This is a genomic window from Acrocarpospora pleiomorpha (assembly GCF_009687885.1).
GTDB classification, from domain to species: domain Bacteria; phylum Actinomycetota; class Actinomycetes; order Streptosporangiales; family Streptosporangiaceae; genus Acrocarpospora; species Acrocarpospora pleiomorpha.
The window spans coordinates 37,897-51,299 of sequence record NZ_BLAF01000010.1; the positions used below are offsets into that span (position 1 = coordinate 37,897).

Here is a 13,403-nt window from a genome sequence, read left to right on the forward strand (position 1 = left end):
TGGTCGGCCGGCTCGACCCGCACCATCGGCAGGCACTCGCCGTCGTCAGGTGGGGATTCAATTCACCCGCTGATGTGATGATCCCACTGCTCCAGAATCCTGGCTTCCTTCTCTGGGTCGATGCCGTGCCGCAGGAGCCGTCCGCCGAACGACCGCTCGGCCACCGGGATCTCCCGCAGCCAGGCCCAGGTGTCCCGTACGGTCTCCGCCACCGGCCGACAGACCAGCCCTTCGGCGACGGCCTTGGCGGAGGAGGGCGTCCAGATCCCGGAGGTCATCGGCCCCCGCGGCAGCCAGAGCGGCAGTTCGGTCCACGGCTTCACGCTGTGGGCGAGCAGGAACTCGTCCTCCACCCAGACCAGTTCGGCGTCGGAGCCGGTCTCCGCCACGCACAGCCCCAGCCACTCCCCGAACGTGATCTTGCCCGGCTCGCCGGTGGTGAAGTACCGCCCGGTCGCGCCGCGTTCGGCCTGGTCCAGGGTGAAGGCGGCGATGTCTCGCGCGTCGATGATCTGCATCGGCAGGTCAGGGACGCCGGGTGCCAGCACCCGGCCGCCGCCCTCGATCCGGGTCAGCCACCAGGACAGGCGGTCGAGGTTCTCGTGCGGGCCGAGGATCGGCCCCGGCTCGATGATGAGCGCCTTGCCCTCGAAGAACTCCTCGACCGCGCGCTCGCAGCCGGCCTTGAGCACCCCGTATTCGCCGAGGCTCGCATCGGCGTCCGGCGGGCACTCGTGCCGGGGGGCGCTCTCGTCCAGCCCGATCACGCTCGGGTACCCCGGAAAGGCGGAGATGCTGGAGATGAACGTGTAGTGCGGGACGCGGCCGTTCAGCCGCCGCACCCCGTCCAGGACGACGGCGGGGGTGAAGCCGCAGACGTCGATGACCGCGTCCCACTCTCGCCCCTCGACCAGCCGGTCGAGGTCGGCCGGAACCTCGCGGTTCCCGTGCACGGCCGTCACCCCGGACAGGTCCGGGCTGCTCACCCCCCGGTTGAACGTCGTCACCTCGTGCCCCCGGCGCAGAGCGTCCGCCACGATCGCCCGCCCCAGGAACACCGACCCACCGATTACCAGAATTCTCATGACGCCATTTTTTCGCGCCAAGTGGTGAAATTCCGCCGACAATTTGCGATCAGCGTTCGTTCACGGGCGTCGGGATCGGAGCCCACCGCACCGATCACGCCTCCTTGAGCAGTCCCTCCAGCCGATCGATCTCGCGTCGAATGCTGTGCACCGCGTCGAGCGGGGTCGCGGACGCGGGCCGGCCCTGCTCGGCCGCGAGACTGTGCACTGCCTGTTCCGCGAGCTCGGCGCAGATGGCATCCAGATCGAACTGTGAGCCGGGGTGGTACCACCAGGCCACCCAGTTGACGATGCCGAGCGTGCCGAATGCCGCGACGGTCGGGGTGACCGGTCGGAACTCGCCATGTGCCACGCCCTGCTCGATCACCTCGGTGAGGGAGCGGAGCACGGCTCGGCGATTCTCGGCGTAGGAGCCGGCAACCGAATCGGGCAGATCCGCCTCCGAGCGCAGCAGCAGGCGGAAGCGCTCGCCTTGCTCGCCCTGGTGTCGCACCATGAGGCGCACGATGTCGCGGATTCGTTCGGTCGCGGACAGCTCGGTGCGCTGCGCGACCTCTGCGATGTCGGTCGCGGCGACGACGGTGACCTCCGCGACGAGCTTCGCCAAGAGGTCGTCCTTGCTCTTGACGTAGTGGTAAAGCGCAGGCCGGGTCAAGCCGACGGCGTCGGCGATGTCTTGAAAACTCGTGCCGGCGAACCCGCGCTCAGCGAACAGGCGAGTGGCCTGCTCAAAGATCTCGTGCTGCATGAGACCTCGGCGTACCCCGGCCTTCTTCGGTGCCTCGACCTCGCCGCCGTTCGTGTTCTCCATGATTCCATACGCTACCCGCGCGAGCCGACGCCTGCGTTGGCGTTTCGCCTTGTGCGTCGGATTTCAGGCACGAGAACTCCTCATCGCCCGGTCGTGACCTTCGCGGTGATGTCGCGCTGGAGCAGCTTCTTGTCGAGCTTGCCCAGGGGTGTCCTCGGCAGCTCTGGGATCCATTCGAGCCGCTCGGGCCACTTGAACTTCGCCAGCGACAGCGAGCTGAGGTGGTTCTGCACCTCAGACATGGTCAAAGGCTCGCCCGCGGTGACGAGATAGGCACAGGCGCGCTCACCCAGCCTCTCGTCGGGCATCGCCACGACCGCCGCGGCGACGATGCGAGGGTGTCGCATCAGCAGCGTCTCGACTTCCTCGGCGCTCACCTTCTCCCCACCGCGGTTGATGAGGTCCTTCAGTCTGCCCTCAACGCTGATGCTGCGCTCGCCGCCCACGGTCCGGACCGCGACGAGGTCGCCGGTGCGGTAGAAACCGTCGGAGGTGAACGCCGAGGAGTTGATGCCGGGGGCGTCGAAGTAACCCCGGATGGTGTACGGCCCGCGACAGGCGAGCTCTCCGACAGCGCCATCCGGCACCTCGGTTTCCGTGCCCGGCTCGAGGACCCGGAACTCGTCGTACGGTGAGACCGGGACGCCGACGGTCGTGAGCCTCGCCTCGCGAGTCGAGGCAGCCGTCGACATGGTGAAGAAACCCTCGCCCATGCCGAACTTCTGGCCGACCCATACCCCGCGGCTCTCGAAGGCCTCGAAGACACGAGCGGGCACCTTCGCGCCCGAGAGCACCACGCGCTTCATGGCGGTCATCGCCTCCTCGAAGAGGGGATGGTCCACGATGCCGAAATGGCCGTGGCCGATGAGCACGTCGGTCGTCCGCTCGCGAGCGACGACGGGGAGGGCCTGGTCCAGGACCGGCGTGCCGAGCACAAGGGTGCCGCCGACGCTGTGGGTCGCGTGCAAGCCGCAGGTGATGCCCGCGTTGTGGATGATCGGGATCAGGTGGGCGACGCGTGTGCTCTCGTCCCAGCCGCCTGCTTCGGCGTAGGACCTCGCGTTGTACCAGTACTCGGCGTGCAACCGCGGGATGACCTTGGGGACGCCCGTGGTGCCGCCGGACAGCTGGAAGCAGACGATGTCGTCGGGGTCGATCGCCGCTTGGATCGCCTCGACGCGCTCGCGGGCGAGCGCCGGGTCGGTGTCGGCGAGGCGCTCGATCGAGGTACCCGGGGCGCCGGCGGGCGCGCCGGCGGTGAGCACCAGCCGCATCGTGGGATGGTCGACCTGCTGTTCGACGGCGAAGGCCACCAGGTCGAACCCCGATGGGCTCCACTCGACCAGGTGGGCGACGGCGCCGACCTTGCGGCTGATCGGGCCGATCTCGTGTGCGCGATGGGCGGCGAGCGTACAAACCGGGATCAGCCCGGCCTTGAGCATGCCGTACCAGGCCACGATCGATTCGAGCCGGTTGGTCAGCTGCACCACGACCCGGTCGCCGGGCGCCAGTCCCGCATTCGACAGGCCCAGGGCGAGCCGGTCTGTGGCCTTGTCCAACTCGGCGTAGGAGAGTGATCCCTCGGCTGCGACCACAGCGGGATGCGGCGCGCGTCGCACGGCGACCTCATGCAGTTCGGTGGCGACGGTGCGCGTGCCCCACAGGCCGGAGGCGCGGTACTGGCGCACAGTGTCGGAGGGGTATGGGGCAAGTCGTCCAGCCCAGTCCATGAGTGAAACCTCCGGAGGTGTCCGTCGACGCTACCGGACGGGCTGCGCCGACTCGAAAGAATTGCTACGCACCTAGAAGCGCTCGCCTACCCAGCTGTCGATGCGTACGGCGGCCAGTTCGTTGCCCGTGGGCGCCCCCTTCGTCAAGCGGTCCCCGAAGTGGGTCCCGTCCACGGCTTCGACGGTGAGGTCAGCCGCGGGGATCGCCGCTGCGAACCGCTCGATATCGGTCGGGAACGAGGCCTGGTCTCCGGCGAACTCGAGCAGGAGCGTCGGCACCTCGATGCTCGCGGCGCAGCGGAGGAAGCCGGCGTTGGTCGTCGAGGCGCTCCACGTCGACATCCACGCTTCCGCCGTGGACAACCGGCCGAAGCCCACCAGTCCGTAGTTGGTGAGGTCTGGCCGGCGCCCGAACAGGGAGCCGTACGGTCGCAGATTCTGGTCCAGCGTCAGGTCGACGTTTCGCAGGTCGGCGTCGGTGCGGTAGACGGTGACCAGGGCCGGAGCGATCGCGGCACGCCGATCCATGGCGGAACCCCCGTCGCGGAACGAGGCGTCTGCCCCACGTCGTGCCGCGTTCATCTCGGCCGCGATGGCGTCGATGCGGGCGACCCGGGCTCGCTGTCCCGCGCGATAGGCGGCGACGAAGTCGGGGGAGAAGCGCGTCGGCCCCGGCGCGTCGACGAAGCCGTTCGCCGGGTTGAAGGGGTCGAGGCCCGGGTCGCGCGACAGCGGGTCGCCCTCGTCGACGACCGAGGGGTCGATGACCCGCTGCAGCAACGCCCCTTGCCCCGGGTGCGGAGCCAGTGCGACGAACCCGCTCGGCAGCGGCATCACGGCCTCGCCCAGCGGGACCGGCCGGCCCGATGGCGTGTGCGTCAGGCGGAGCCCCGGCGGCAGCGAGGCCTGCTGGATGTAGAACGCCGCCAGCGTGCCGCCTCCCGAGTGCCCGAGCGCCACCACGGACTCGAAGCCCCATTCGCGCAGGAACACCTGGCCCGCGGCGAAGTCGAGGATCGCCTGCTCGTGCAGCAGATTGAGGTCGTTGTTGGGCGACCGCGAGCCCTGTGTCCACACCGCGAGCCCGGATCCGAGCAGGAGGGGCACGAGCGCATGGTGGGTCACGTCCTGCCGCGGGTGCATGAGCGTGACGACGGTGCGGGCGCCGGCCGGGCGGCGAAGCACACCGACGACGTTCGCGCCATCGAAGGTCCGCAACTGGTGCACCGACGTGGTGACCGCATCTGGCTCGGGTATCGCCTCGGTGTACCGTCCGGCGCCGAGCCCGCGAGCCGGGTCGGTCATCGGGCCACCGTACGCAGGACGTCTTTGGTCCACTGGGCGATGCGCACGCCGTCGAGGCCTGCGACGCAGCTGTACCAGACAGCGTGCCGGACTCCGGTCGCGCGGCGGTCGATGGAGATCGGCGCCTCCGACTCGATCACGAGGTACGGTCCGAGCGTGCCGACCGTGACCGCCGGCAGGGCGCGGGCGACCTCGACGATGGGCGTGTTCTCAGGGACATCGAGCACGAACAGGCGGCCGCCCATCAGCGGACCTCCTGCGCGCGTGTCCACGCCTCGGCCCGCTCGACGATGAGCTCGGCCTTGCGGACGAGGAGATCGTCCATGGAGTGACCCGGCTTCCGCACGATGTCCACGAGGGCGTCGATGGTGAGGTTGGCGTCGAGATCTTCCTGGGGAGTCACCGGGCGCATAGGGCGGGTTATCTCGACCATGTATCCGTTGGGGTCGTGGGTGTAGATCGACTCGATGGTCTCGTGCTGGATCTGCATCTCGACCGGCCACTCGCTGCCGTCGAGCCGTCGGCGGTACTCGAGCATGTGCTCCTCGGAGTCCACATGGAGTGCGAGGTGGCGGGAGCGGACAAACCATTCGGGGGTGCCCTCGGGGAAGCGGGCGTAGACGTCGCCAAGCCCCACGGTGGTGTCAGGCTGAGGCCAGTTGAAGTAGTAGAAGAAGGCGAGCCGGTCTCCGCCGCCGATGTCGAAGAAGAAGTGGATGAAGTCCGGGTGGTCGTCAGGCCCCCAGCCGGCCGCGCAGATCGAGTGCACCACGGGGAAGCCGAGGACGTCGCGGTAGAACCGCACGGTGCCGGCCGGGTCGAACGTCGGGAACGCCGCGTGGTCGACTCCGGTCACGAGGTGCTGGTCGTCGAGCTGGTTCATGGTGAGCTCCTTCGAGTTGTCGTCTCAGGCCGGCTGGACGGCCGCGGCCTCGGAGCCCAGCAGCGAGCCGGCTCCGGCGATGCTCAGGGGGAGGCCGTTCGCCCGCAGAATGCTGTAGGCGCCGGCCGTGGCCGCGGAGATGACCGGGACTCCGAACTCCCGTTCCGCGGCTTCGACGAGGGCGAGCGAGGGCATCTGAACGCAGGCCGAGATGACGACCGCGTCGACACCGTCGACACCGTCCAGGTCCAGGGTTCGCGCGGCCGCCATGACGCGGTCGCCGGCGATGCAGCCGACCTCGCGGTTGTCCTCGACCTCCAAAGCGCGCCAGTCGGCGACCTCGAAACCCTCGGCCGAGAGGTAGTCCACGACCTGCTGGGCCAGCGGCCGCATGTATGGCATCACCAACGCGATCCGCTTGGCCCTCAGTCCGTGCAGCCCCTCGATCAGCGCGCCCGCGCTCGAGCGCACGAGCGCCTCGGAGCCGCCGGTCGCGAGTTGTTCGGCCGCGAGCCCCTCGATCCGGCGGTGCTCACCGGCTCCGCCGACCATGATGGCGACCAGGCAGGCGTACAGGATGACGTCGGGCGTGGCGTCGCCTAACTCGATGACGCAGCGCTCGCGCTGCGCGTTCATCGCGGCCAGCCCCTCCGGTGAGACCTTCGCCATCCGCATGCGCGAGGAGTGGAAGGAGAACGAGGCCTCAGGGTGTCGGGCAAGGATCTGCGGCATCTCGGTCTCGACTGTGACGTTAGAGCTGGGGACCACGAGTCCGACGCGGACGTGCTTCATGGGGCTTCCCTTCATGGTGTGAACCGGTCTCAACTCTAACGCTGAAAAGTCTACACTAGCGTCAGTAATCTTGACGGTTGCATGCGTCACCATGCGCTCCGCGTGCGGGAGAGTGCCGGCACGCGGCTGGCCGTTGACCCCATGGGTGGCTCAGATTTCGGTGAGGAAGGCGATGGCGTCGATCTGGTCGATGGTGGCCGGGTCGAGGGAGAAGTATGTGTGGTCGGCTGGGACGCGGGGCGTCAGCTTCCGGTCGAGGGTTGCGGCGAGGTGAGCGGGATCGACGACGGCGCGGGCGTGGGGGAGGGTCGACAGGAGTCCTTCGAGGGTGTCGGGATGGGGGATGTCGGAGCCGCGGGTGCCGAAGGTGGTGGCGGCGAAGGCGTACTGGTCGCCGAGGTGGGTGCCGATGATGGCGCCCGCGCTCCACCACTGGAGCGGCTGGCCGGCGAAGTGCATGTGGCTCTTGTCGCGCTGCAGGTGGCGGTTGTGGGCGAAGGCGAGGGTGGGGCCGCGACGGGCCTCGCGGCGGACGATGGCGTCGAGGTTGTCGGCCATCATCGTGTCGCGCAGGCACATGAGCGAGCCCATGCGGGCGGGCGTGGTGTCGGCCATGCCGGCGTGGTAGCGCAGGAGCCCGGCGGCGGTGCGGGCGTGCAGGTCGGCGCGCCACCAGTCGTCGGGGGAGGTGGCGGCCGTCAGGTGGGGGGAGTGCGAGGTGAGCAGCGCACGCAGGTCGTCGGCGATCTGGCGCAGTTCCTTGGCCTCGGAGGTGCGGCCGACGGACTGGGTGGGATCCATCAAGGTGGCGGGGTTGGTCCAGCGCTCGTCGGGGCCGAGCAGCTCGTCGAGTGTCTCGCGACTCCAGGGCAGGTCGAGGTGGGCGACGAGGTAGTCGTACGGTGCGGTCAGGGCCGGGCGGGGGCTGGCGGGGCCGGTTATCTTCAGAGGGCCGTCGAAGCCGTAGAAGCGGAGCCGCTCGTAAAGGGGACGCGGCTCGTTGTAGGCGCGCATCCAGCGCAGGAGCTCGCGGTTGGCGGGTGCGGCGCCGAGGCCGTGGCTGAAACCGTGACTCATCGCGTCGTCGAGGGCCCCGATGCCGTCGGTGACGTACGCGTCGGCGATCAGGGCCGACAAGCAGTCGCTCTCAATGGTGATCGAGCGGTAGCCCTCGTGTTCGACTAGGTGGCGGAAGAGCTCGTTGCGCAGCTCGAGGAAGGCTTCGACACCGTGGGTGGGCTCGCCGAGGCCGAGCAGGCGGGTGGCGGGGGACAGGAGCGCGGTGAGGGCGCCACCGGCGAAGGGACGGGCGACGTCCCGGATCGAGGTCGTCATGCCTTCAACCGTATCGTTGAACCCACTGTGTAAACTTTGGCGGCATTTCCGGCTGTTGGCGAGGACGTACCTTCAAAGTGTGGTTACGGCCCATCCTGGCCGGATCGGGGCGTCAGGCGGATGATCGGCAGTTCCCGGTCGGTCTTGTCCTGGTAGGAGGCGAAGCGGGAGGCGGTGGTGGTGATCTGCCGCCAGGCCTGTTCGCGTTCGGTTCCGTGGAGTTGCTCGGCGGTCACGGCGATCGTGCGGCCGTCGACCTCGATCCGGACCTGGTCGGGGTGGGCGGCGAGGTTGTAGTACCAAGCCGGGTTTCCCGTGGCTCCGGCTGCTGAGGCCACGATCAGGTAGCTGCCGTCCGGGCCGGGGAACCAGCCGACCGGAGTGGTGCGTTCGGCACCGCTCTTGCGGCCGACGGTCGTCAGGATCAGGGCGTTGAAACCCATGAACGTGCCGCCGCCCTTACGGCGGATGCGCCTGGCCATCAGCTTGTTCAGCTGGCGGAACGCCCACCCGGAGGGCTGGCGGGTGCCACGGGTTCCAGCAGGTGTGTCAAAGCTCATGTTAGTCCTTCCATTGTTAATGACGCGTACTGTACGTGATATTAACTATATGCGACGTGTACCATAGTGCCATGGCCAAAACGGGGCAAACGAGCACGTCCACCGACCCCGCAGCAGGACTCGGCTGCACTACCGACACCCAGCCCACCGGCGCAGGCGACCCGGACCTGGACGTCGCCACCGGACTGGTCCAGCTCACCGCCCTGGTGCAGGGCGTCTACGCCCGCGTCTCCGAACGCCACGACCTGACCCCCGTCCAGGCCAAACTCCTGTGCGTCCTGCTCGACGGCCCCCGAGGCATGGCCGACCTCGCCTCCTGCTTCGGCGTCGAGAAGGCGGCCCTCACCGGCCTGATGGACCGGGCGGAGCGGCGCGGGCTCGCCCAGCGATCATCCGTGCCGGGCGATCGGCGCGCCCTGCAGGCAACCCTGACCGACACCGGCCACCAGGCGGCGACCGCCTTCCACGCCGAGGTGAGCGCGGAACTCAGCCGCCTCATCGCCCCGCTCACGGACGCCGACCGCGAGCGCTTCCGCAGCACGATGGCCGAGATCATCACACGCTGCAGGACAGCACCGTCCGCCTCGGACCGCTGCTTGTCTTGATCAGCAGGCGGCGGCCGGCGGGATCGGCATCACGTCGCGTCTCTCGCGTCGGCGTTGGGTGCCAGGCCGGCGATCGCCTGGAGGGCGTGGATGTGGCGGCGGTAGGCGGCCTGGCCGTCGGGGGTGAGGGTGAGCCAGGTGCGGGTGCGGCGGCCTACCCTGCCCTTGTCCACACCGACGTAGCCGGCCTGTTCGAGCAGGGCGATCTGTTTGGACAGCATCGGGTCGGTGATCTCCACGCTGTCGCGTACCAGGGCGAACTCGGCGCGGTCGACGTCGGCGAGTGCCGCGACGATGGACAGGCGGACCGCGTGGGTCAGCAGGTCGTCCAGGTCGTGGCGTGGGTGGGTGCGACGGGTTCCCGGGTTCGGTTCGGTCACGGGCGCGGTTCCCTCAGCGCGGCGAACGTCAGCGGAGCGGCGACCACCAACGCCGCCGGGATCCAGTACTCCAGCCGGCCGTCCAGGCCGGTGAGGAGGCCGAACCCAGCTGCGGCGCACCACAGCAGCCAGGTCCCCCAGGCGTACGGGTAGGCGCCCCAGCGGGGCGGCGGCGGCGTGCGGGCGAGCACGGGCAGCCTGCGGTACCACAGGGTGACCGCGGCGAACGGCAGGATCGTGGTGGCCAGGGCCAGCACGGTCTTCAGCACGACGGGCTCGACCAAGCCGATCACGAGCAGCGCCACGCTGATGCCCGCCGCGCAGACCAGCAGGTACAGCCGCATGGAGTACGCGCGTGCGCGCACACGGCGCGACAACCGGTCGGTGTGCTCGAGGGCATCACGCGCCTGCTCGGGTGATATCTCTTCCGCCATGTCTCCAGAATGGAACATGGTTGCCAGATTGGCAAGTGATTGCCTGTTCGGTATGCGCCAGAGCAAGCTCGTGGCCCCACCGGATCCGCACGCCCGGCTCGGCCGGTGCTCAGGTGAGGGCCAGGAGGCTGACGGCGAGGGCGGCGGTGCCCAGGCCGGCGAACTGGCCGCGGTGGATGCGTTCGGCGAGCACGCCGCGGGCGAGCAGGACCGTGCCGGCCGGGTATAGAGCGGTGATCACGGCGACGACGGCGAGGTCTCCGCCGCGGGCGGCGAGCAGGAACAGCAGGTTCGCCAGAGAGTCCAGTACGCCCGCGGCTGCCGACAGCGCGTAGGCGGGCCGCTCGGAGCCCAGCTTGCGGTGCAGCAGCCCGGCCGCCGCCAGGGTGATCGCCGAGGAGACCGCGCGGCCCACGATCAGCGGGGCCACCCCGCTGTCGGACGGCGCCTGGTGCAAGAAGACCAGCTGAAGGGCGATGGCGGCGCCCGCGCCGAAGGCCAGCAGCAGCGCCACGCGCGAGGGGCGCGCCGAGCCCGCGCCCGGTCCGGCGCTGATGAGCACCACGGCCACCAGTGCGAGCGGCAGACCCACCAGCCCGGCGGCGGTCAGGTGCTCGCCCTGCAGCAGGCCCACGCCGAGGGGCAGCGCGGCCGACACCAGCGCGGTCACGGGTGACAGCACGTTCATCGGGCCGATCGCCAGGGTGCGGTAGAGCAGGGCGAACGCGGCGGCCGAGGCGATCCCCGAGGCGGCTCCCCAGCCGAGGGCCGCGGGGCTGAAGGAGGCGCCGAGCACCGGCCACAGCAGCAGCTCGACCGCGAGACTGGCCGGGGCCGCGATCATCACGGTACGCAGCACATGAGCCTTACGGGCGCCCAGGCCGCCGAGGAAGTCGGCGCAGCCGTAGGCGAGTGAGCTGCCCAGGGCCAGCAGCAGAGCGATCACAGCACTTTCCCTAACTGTTCACTGGAACGACTGCGCAGTACAGTAGATTGACCGATGGATGTCAGTCAAACGACCGCATGGTGCATTCAAATGGTCCAGTCGTGAGGATGGTGATCAGATGGCCGAGGCGGCCACAGCCCTGCGCACGGTGGCGCACAACGTCAAAGCGGCCCGAACCCGCGCGGGCCTGTCCCTGGAGGAACTCGGCCGACGCGCGCAGGTCAGCAAAGGCGCGTTGGTGGCGCTGGAGAAGGCCCAGGGCAATCCCAACCTGGCCACCCTCGTCCGGCTGGCCGACACCCTCGGCATTTCGGTGTCCGCCCTCATGCAGGGGCCACCCGAAGGCCGCGTCCGCATCGTGGCCGCCGACACCGTGATACCCCTGTGGACGGGAGAACGGGGCGGCGAGGCGAGGCTCATGCTGACGACCTCAGGCCCGGCCCCCGCCGAGATCTGGCGCTGGCGTCTGGAACCCGGCGAGGAATACTCCAGCCAGGCCCACCAGGCTGGAGTCGTGGAAACCATCACTGTCATCTCTGGCCGGATGACGCTGGTCGTCGATGGTGCCGAGCACATCGTCGAGGCCGGGCGAACCGCCACGTTCAACGGCGACGCCTCGCACGCCTACCGCGGCTCGGGCACCGAAGCCTGCAACATGATCATGACAGTTCACCTGCCACCCGGCGCCGCTTCCGCAACCTGACCCGCACAGCGCGGCCGGGGTCTGCACCCGCACCGGCCACCCGGCCGCGTCCCCCGCACGCGGCCGCTCTCATCGGTCCTACTTCTTAATGGAGATGCCGCGCCAGTCGTACTCCTGCAGGAGTGTCGTGCCGAAGCCTTCGACGGCCGTGCTCGTGCCGAAGGTCTGCCTCAGGGCGCAGATCGGGACCAGGTTCGGGCCGGTTTTCGTGACCAGGTTGATCAGTTCGTGGGTCGGGACGGAGCGTTCGGCGGTGTCGGTGCTGGCGAGTGACTTCTTCAGCAGGTCCGCCGCGCCGGGGTAGTCGACCTTGCCCCAGTTGTACATCCCGTCGGGCAGGTACATCGTCTGGAGGAAGGCGCTGGGGTCGGGCCGGCCGGTGGCGTACTGGCCGAGGCCGGCTTCGAGGTTGCCCGCGCCGCGGGCGACGATGTATGCGCTGGTGTCCATGACGTTGATCTTGACCTTGACGCCGATCTGGGCGAGCTGCGCCTGCAGGATCTGGGCCAGCGAGGAGAAGGCCGGGAACGCGATCGTGCTCAGGGTGAAGGAGAACCCGTCCGCCTTGCCCGCCTTGGCCAGCAGGTCCTTGGCCGCGGCGACGTCGTAGGACAGGCCGGGGTCGGTCTCCAGGCCGTCCACGTGCGCCCAGTATCCCTCGGGGAAGGGCTGCGCGGACGGGGTGCACGCCCCGGTGAAGCCGCTGTTGTCCGCGATCGCCTTGCGGTCGATCACGCGCATGATCGCCTGGCGGACGAGCGGGTCGGCGAACTCGGGCACGGCCTTCGGGTTGAGCAGGATGCCGACCAGGTTGGTGCTCGCGCCCTGCACGACGTTCAGGCCGGCGCTCTGGGCCTCGGCCATCTGCGAGCCGTCCATGCCGATCAGGTCGAGCTGGCCGGAGGCCAGGGCGCGGAACCGGGCCGAGGAATCCTGCTGCTGGACGTAGCGGATGCCGGAGTTCTTCACCGCGTCCTTGTTCCAGTAGCCGTCCCACGCCTTGTAGACGACCTCGCTGTCGGTCTTGCTGACCAGCGTGTACGCCCCGGTGCCGACCGGCTTGGTGGCGAGATCCGGATTGTCCACCGCCTGCGGGCTGATGATCATGCCGGCCTCGCTGGCGAGGATGTTGCCGATCGACCCGGGCGGGCCGTCGAGGTGGAAGCGCACGTGCGTGGCGTCCACGGCCTCGACGCTCGTCACCACGGCGAGCTGCCCCTTGACCAGGCTCTTGGGCAGGTTCTTGCCGCGCTCGATGGAGCGTTTGACCGCGTCGGCGTCGAGCGGCGCGCCGTCCTGGAACTTCACCCCGTCGCGCAGGGTGACGTCGAACGTCTTGCCGTCCTCCGACAGCTTCCATTCGGTGGCCAGGCCGGGGACCAGCTCGCCGGCGGCGTCGCGGGTGAGCAGGCTCTCGTACACGGGGGTGAGGAAGCTCTGCTGGTACACCCCCGACAGGGCGGGGTCGAACGTCGACATCACGGTCCCGCCGAACCTGATCTCGGTCTTGCCGGTGGACGCGCCGGCGTTCGTCCCGGTGCCGCCACCGCAGGAGGACAGGGCGAGTACGGCGGCCATGGCCGTGGCGATGGCGCGTGTGGGGGGTCGGCTTGGCATTGCTGGCATCTCCTCAGATCGAATCGTCGAGATGGTGTTGATCGGGTGACTCGTCCGCGGAGCCAGAGGGACGGTTCATAATGTGAACGTCATGTGCGAATGCTTGGCTGCCGTGAGCGTAGGGGAGTAAACGGACGTGCACAAGCCTTGTTCTCCCGATTGTTAGGCGCGTCGCACAGGGCTTCTTGACACCACTTTCGGATGTCGAACATGATGA

The 13,403-nt window shown here is 69.2% G+C and carries 15 protein-coding genes; 2 read left to right on the forward strand and 13 right to left on the reverse strand.

Annotated features, from left to right (window positions below; translation table 11 throughout):
* Nucleotides 1–62 precede the first annotated feature (62 nt).
* The 9 genes from Aple_RS09755 to Aple_RS09795 form a co-directional block, all read right to left on the reverse strand.
* Nucleotides 63–1,085 (reverse strand): NAD-dependent epimerase/dehydratase family protein, encoded by a 1,023-nt coding sequence (locus Aple_RS09755; RefSeq protein WP_155344190.1) that lies wholly within the window; start codon nucleotides 1,083–1,085, stop codon nucleotides 63–65.
* Between the two features lie 94 nt (nucleotides 1,086–1,179).
* Nucleotides 1,180–1,896, reverse strand: coding sequence for a TetR/AcrR family transcriptional regulator (locus tag Aple_RS09760; protein ID WP_155344191.1), 717 nt, complete (start codon nucleotides 1,894–1,896; stop codon nucleotides 1,180–1,182).
* 80 nt (nucleotides 1,897–1,976) lie between these two features.
* Nucleotides 1,977–3,626, reverse strand: a complete 1,650-nt coding sequence (locus Aple_RS09765) for a (2,3-dihydroxybenzoyl)adenylate synthase (RefSeq protein ID WP_155344192.1) — start codon at nucleotides 3,624–3,626, stop codon at nucleotides 1,977–1,979.
* A 72-nt stretch (nucleotides 3,627–3,698) separates the two neighbouring features.
* Nucleotides 3,699–4,931: an alpha/beta fold hydrolase gene (locus Aple_RS09770; protein ID WP_155344193.1), complete on the reverse strand. Its 1,233-nt coding sequence runs from the start codon at nucleotides 4,929–4,931 to the stop codon at nucleotides 3,699–3,701.
* The gene (locus Aple_RS09775) at nucleotides 4,928–5,176 is read right to left on the reverse strand and encodes a hypothetical protein (protein ID WP_155344194.1); all 249 of its coding nucleotides are present in this window, start codon (nucleotides 5,174–5,176) and stop codon (nucleotides 4,928–4,930) included. Before Aple_RS09775 ends, Aple_RS09770 begins: the two co-directional genes overlap by 4 nt.
* The gene (locus Aple_RS09780) at nucleotides 5,176–5,814 is read right to left on the reverse strand and encodes a VOC family protein (protein ID WP_155344195.1); all 639 of its coding nucleotides are present in this window, start codon (nucleotides 5,812–5,814) and stop codon (nucleotides 5,176–5,178) included. Before Aple_RS09780 ends, Aple_RS09775 begins: the two co-directional genes overlap by 1 nt.
* A 24-nt stretch (nucleotides 5,815–5,838) precedes the next feature.
* On the reverse strand, nucleotides 5,839–6,606 hold the full coding sequence (locus Aple_RS09785) for a maleate cis-trans isomerase family protein (RefSeq protein WP_155344196.1): 768 nt from the start codon (nucleotides 6,604–6,606) through the stop codon (nucleotides 5,839–5,841).
* 150 nt (nucleotides 6,607–6,756) lie between these two features.
* Entirely contained in the window at nucleotides 6,757–7,941 is a 1,185-nt protein-coding gene (locus Aple_RS09790) for an erythromycin esterase family protein (protein ID WP_155344197.1), read from the reverse strand.
* Between the two features lie 83 nt (nucleotides 7,942–8,024).
* Nucleotides 8,025–8,501 (reverse strand): nitroreductase/quinone reductase family protein, encoded by a 477-nt coding sequence (locus tag Aple_RS09795; RefSeq protein ID WP_155344198.1) that lies wholly within the window; start codon nucleotides 8,499–8,501, stop codon nucleotides 8,025–8,027.
* 71 nt (nucleotides 8,502–8,572) lie between these two features.
* On the opposite strand from Aple_RS09795, the gene Aple_RS09800 reads away from it, so the two are divergent.
* Nucleotides 8,573–9,106, forward strand: coding sequence for a MarR family winged helix-turn-helix transcriptional regulator (locus Aple_RS09800; RefSeq protein ID WP_155344199.1), 534 nt, complete (start codon nucleotides 8,573–8,575; stop codon nucleotides 9,104–9,106).
* A gap of 29 nt (nucleotides 9,107–9,135) precedes the next feature.
* On the opposite strand, the gene Aple_RS09805 is transcribed toward Aple_RS09800, so the two are convergent.
* From Aple_RS09805 to Aple_RS09815, 3 genes are all read right to left on the reverse strand, one after another.
* The gene (locus Aple_RS09805) at nucleotides 9,136–9,486 is read right to left on the reverse strand and encodes a winged helix-turn-helix domain-containing protein (protein WP_155344200.1); all 351 of its coding nucleotides are present in this window, start codon (nucleotides 9,484–9,486) and stop codon (nucleotides 9,136–9,138) included.
* Entirely contained in the window at nucleotides 9,483–9,920 is a 438-nt protein-coding gene (locus tag Aple_RS09810; RefSeq protein ID WP_155344201.1) for a hypothetical protein, read from the reverse strand. The genes Aple_RS09805 and Aple_RS09810 overlap by 4 nt, the downstream gene beginning before the upstream one ends.
* Before the next feature lie 109 nt (nucleotides 9,921–10,029).
* Nucleotides 10,030–10,866: an EamA family transporter gene (locus tag Aple_RS09815; RefSeq protein WP_155344202.1), complete on the reverse strand. Its 837-nt coding sequence runs from the start codon at nucleotides 10,864–10,866 to the stop codon at nucleotides 10,030–10,032.
* A gap of 118 nt (nucleotides 10,867–10,984) precedes the next feature.
* Between Aple_RS09815 and Aple_RS09820 the strand changes: the two genes are divergently transcribed.
* A complete protein-coding gene (locus tag Aple_RS09820) occupies nucleotides 10,985–11,569 on the forward strand; it encodes a helix-turn-helix domain-containing protein (RefSeq protein ID WP_155344203.1) in 585 nt (194 codons plus the stop codon).
* 78 nt (nucleotides 11,570–11,647) lie between these two features.
* Here Aple_RS09820 and Aple_RS09825 read toward each other — a convergent pair whose 3' ends face one another.
* Nucleotides 11,648–13,186, reverse strand: coding sequence for an ABC transporter substrate-binding protein (locus Aple_RS09825; protein WP_155344204.1), 1,539 nt, complete (start codon nucleotides 13,184–13,186; stop codon nucleotides 11,648–11,650).
* Between the last annotated feature and the right edge of the window lie 217 nt (nucleotides 13,187–13,403).

Bases quoted from the DNA above. Each gene is read 5' to 3' on its own strand.
- Aple_RS09755 (WP_155344190.1), bottom strand. From the start codon at position 1,085: ATGAGAATTCTGGTAATCGGTGGGTCGGTGTTCCTGGGGCGGGCGATC.
- Aple_RS09760 (WP_155344191.1), bottom strand. From the start codon at position 1,896: ATGGAGAACACGAACGGCGGCGAGGTCGAGGCACCGAAGAAGGCCGGG.
- Aple_RS09765 (WP_155344192.1), bottom strand. From the start codon at position 3,626: ATGGACTGGGCTGGACGACTTGCCCCATACCCCTCCGACACTGTGCGC.
- Aple_RS09770 (WP_155344193.1), bottom strand. From the start codon at position 4,931: ATGACCGACCCGGCTCGCGGGCTCGGCGCCGGACGGTACACCGAGGCG.
- Aple_RS09775 (WP_155344194.1), bottom strand. From the start codon at position 5,176: ATGGGCGGCCGCCTGTTCGTGCTCGATGTCCCTGAGAACACGCCCATC.
- Aple_RS09780 (WP_155344195.1), bottom strand. From the start codon at position 5,814: ATGAACCAGCTCGACGACCAGCACCTCGTGACCGGAGTCGACCACGCG.
- Aple_RS09785 (WP_155344196.1), bottom strand. From the start codon at position 6,606: ATGAAGCACGTCCGCGTCGGACTCGTGGTCCCCAGCTCTAACGTCACA.
- Aple_RS09790 (WP_155344197.1), bottom strand. From the start codon at position 7,941: ATGACGACCTCGATCCGGGACGTCGCCCGTCCCTTCGCCGGTGGCGCC.
- Aple_RS09795 (WP_155344198.1), bottom strand. From the start codon at position 8,501: ATGAGCTTTGACACACCTGCTGGAACCCGTGGCACCCGCCAGCCCTCC.
- Aple_RS09800 (WP_155344199.1), top strand. From the start codon at position 8,573: ATGGCCAAAACGGGGCAAACGAGCACGTCCACCGACCCCGCAGCAGGA.
- Aple_RS09810 (WP_155344201.1), bottom strand. From the start codon at position 9,920: ATGGCGGAAGAGATATCACCCGAGCAGGCGCGTGATGCCCTCGAGCAC.
- Aple_RS09820 (WP_155344203.1), top strand. From the start codon at position 10,985: ATGGCCGAGGCGGCCACAGCCCTGCGCACGGTGGCGCACAACGTCAAA.
- Aple_RS09825 (WP_155344204.1), bottom strand. From the start codon at position 13,186: ATGCCAAGCCGACCCCCCACACGCGCCATCGCCACGGCCATGGCCGCC.